The organism is Saccharopolyspora sp. (assembly GCF_017434145.1).
GTDB classification, from domain to species: domain Bacteria; phylum Actinomycetota; class Actinomycetes; order Mycobacteriales; family Pseudonocardiaceae; genus Saccharopolyspora_C; species Saccharopolyspora_C galaxeae.
On record NZ_JAFRFW010000646.1, the window covers coordinates 1 to 1,916 of the forward strand.

Below are 1,916 nucleotides of genomic sequence, written 5' to 3' on the forward strand. Positions count from 1 at the left end.
CAATAACTAGACCATTCGTCCATGGGCGCCGAAAACCCAAGGCGGGAGAGTTGACCGAACCGTTACGCGGCGCGTGCTCGCCGACGTCCGGGCCCTCCGCCGAATACTTGTCAGACGTTCGGACGACACGGCCGAGCCGCGGTCTCATGCAGCCGATCGCGTTGCCACAGCGTGGAATTCGAGCCAACCGCCCGCCTCGGCTCACTTCCCGCGAAGACGGCCGATTCGCTTGATCCGGTCCAGCAGGGTGCCGAGCATCATGCGCAGCGCGCTCGGTGCGGCGTGGGACCGCTGCGGTGCTTCTCCGGTGGTGGCGGCCTGGCGGACCGAGTCGGCGAACTGCTCGAACATGCGTCGGCTGATGTCGCCTGCCAGCGCTCGGCCGAACTGGGCGATGCGGCCGGTCAGGTACACGGCCGCGTCGGCGCGGAGTTCCGTCCCCGCTGCGGTCGCGTGCGCCCGCAGCGTGATGTCGGCCTGGGTTTGCGCCCCTCCGGTGTCCTGCCCCTGCGCCAGCACGCGGATCGTCCCGGTTTCCCGGTCCTGTTCGAGCACCCGGGCGACCCCGTGGAACGAGAGCTTGATGGGTCCGACCGCGACTCGCGCGCGTCCGGCGTAGAGCTGGTCGCCGAGTTCCTCGGTGAGCTCCGCGCCGGGAAGGCATCCCGCCAGCACGTGCACGTCGTCGAGCACCCGCCACACCTGATCGAACGGCAGCTCCAAGGCGGTGTCCACCTGCACCGCGCTCGTCGGATCTCCCTCGGGGAGCACGATCTCCACGTTCCCGGCAGGTTCGCCCGACGGTTCTGCGTTCTCCTCGATGACCGTGGCCGACTGGCCGCCGGAGCGGCCGACCAGCGCCCGCCGGGCGCAGTTGCCCGGCTCGGGGATTCCCTCCGGGTGCGCGGCGCGGGTTTCGGAGACGGCGGTCATGATGTTCCGGTAGCCGGTGCAGCGGCAGATCACGCCGGACAGCTCCGCGGGGAGCTCCTCGTCGGTGACCTCGGGTTCGTTGCTGAGCAGGTCGTAGGAGCTGAGCAGGAAACCCGGGGTGCAGAAACCGCATTGCAGGGCGTGGTTCCGCCCGAAGGACTCCTGCAGCGGGTGCAGGTCGTCCGGACGCCCGAGCCCTTCGACGGTGACGACCTCGGAGCCGTCGAGCTGGCAGGCGAACAGCAGGCAGGCGCGGACTGCTTCGCCGTCGACCAGCACGGTGCACATCCCGCAGACCCCGTGCTCGCAGCCGACGTGGGTTCCGGTCAGTCCCAGGTGGTCGCGCAGCGCGTCCGCCAGCGTGACGCGGGCGGGGAGGTTCAGCACCGCGGGTGTGCCGTTGACCGTGAACCGCACTTCGACGGTTTCGCCGGCTTCGGCGCGGACCGGTCGAAGGCCTTCCTGCACGGGTTCTCGTGCGCTCGTCATGCTTCCACCTCCGCTGTGCCGCGCACCGCACGGCGGTATGCCTTGGCTGTTTCGCGGGGCGCCAGCGCGCGCAGGAGGCGCCGGCGGTAGCCGTTCGACGCGTGCGCGTCGCCGTCGGTGTCGACGACCTCGCGCACCACGTCGTCGAGCGCACCGGCCAGCTCGGACTGGTCGCCACCGGCCGTGCGGACGAGGCCGGTCAGGTCACGGGTGACGGGCCGGTCGGAAACTCCGAAAGCCGTCATCGTCGCGGCGGACACGCCGCCGCCGTCATCGACGCGGACGTGCGTTGCTACTCCGGCCAGCGCGAAGTCACCGTGCCTGCGCGCGATCTCCGCGAAGCCGAAGCCCTCCCCCGGCCCGGCCGCGGGGAAGGAGACCGCGGCCAGAACGTCCTCTGCACGCAGTGCGGTCGTCATCGCCCCGTCGAAGAACCCGCGGGCTCGAACGGCGCGTTCGCCCTCGGGGCCCGCCAGGGTCAGCTCCGCGTCCAG

Annotated in this window: 1 protein-coding gene and 1 pseudogene; both read right to left on the reverse strand. The window is 71.0% G+C overall.

The window, feature by feature from the left end; translation table 11 throughout:
* Positions 1–201 precede the first annotated feature (201 nt).
* The gene (locus IJH84_RS17730; protein WP_295146442.1) at positions 202–1,422 is read right to left on the reverse strand and encodes a 2Fe-2S iron-sulfur cluster-binding protein; all 1,221 of its coding nucleotides are present in this window, start codon (positions 1,420–1,422) and stop codon (positions 202–204) included.
* Positions 1,419–1,916 (reverse strand): annotated as a pseudogene (locus IJH84_RS17735) (FAD binding domain-containing protein); the annotation flags it as partial. The gene IJH84_RS17730 and the pseudogene IJH84_RS17735, both read right to left, overlap by 4 nt.

What these genes read in the sequence shown, in the direction of transcription:
- IJH84_RS17730 (WP_295146442.1), bottom strand. Translation starts at nt 1,422, where the DNA reads ATGACGAGCGCACGAGAACCCGTGCAGGAAGGCCTTCGACCGGTCCGC.